The 729-nt window shown below is 44.3% G+C and carries 1 protein-coding gene; it reads left to right on the top strand.

All coding sequences use genetic code 11. The features are described from left to right. Nucleotides 1-19 precede the first annotated feature (19 nt). A partial coding sequence (locus tag NON16_RS25335; RefSeq protein ID WP_257352397.1) for a transposase occupies nt 20-729 on the top strand: 710 nt, incomplete at its 3' end.

Raw genomic sequence — 729 nt, forward strand, 5'->3', positions numbered from 1 at the left:
CGATGTAAAGGATGCCAGGGTGATCGCAAGGCTAGTAGAAGAAGGGCGCTATTCAGAGCCTAATTTGCCGGAAGGAATCTATGCAGACCTTCGAGAAGGAATGAATCTTTATCATCATCTAATGAAAGATCTCCAAGCTGTACAAGGGCGTATGCACCAATGGATTGACAAGTACTTTCCAGAGTACCCAAAAGTGTTTAGTGATTGGGAAGGAAAAACATCGTTACAAGTGTTGCGTATGGGACTATTCCCTGATGAAATCCTAACCTGTTCTGAAGAAGAAATCCTTCTCCAAATTCGTAAAGAAGTAAAGAGAGGGGTAGGCATTAAAAAAGTCCGTCAACTTCAAGATGCAGCACGGCAATCCATCGGTATTACAGAGGGAAGAGACCTGGCCAGGCTTAAACTCAACACCTTATTAGCCCAATACACGCTCATTAGAAAAGAAATCGTTAACGTGTGGAAGAAAATGAAGGAGCTCCTCAACCACATTCCAGGTGCGAAAGAAATGATGGAGATTCATGGGGTCGCTGGAACGACGGTTGCAGGCTTTTTCGCAGAAGTCGGGGACCTTTCCAACTACGAACATCCGGACCAAATTATCAAATTAGCAGGGTTAAATCTAAAGCTGGCGACTTCAGGAAAATGGAAAGGAAAGACGGTTATCACAAAACGGGGACGCCCTAAACTACGTGCGCTGTTATTTAAAGTCATATTGCCTCTGGTTGG

Source organism: Pseudalkalibacillus decolorationis (assembly GCF_024609785.1).
Lineage (GTDB): Bacteria > Bacillota > Bacilli > Bacillales > Fictibacillaceae > Pseudalkalibacillus > Pseudalkalibacillus decolorationis.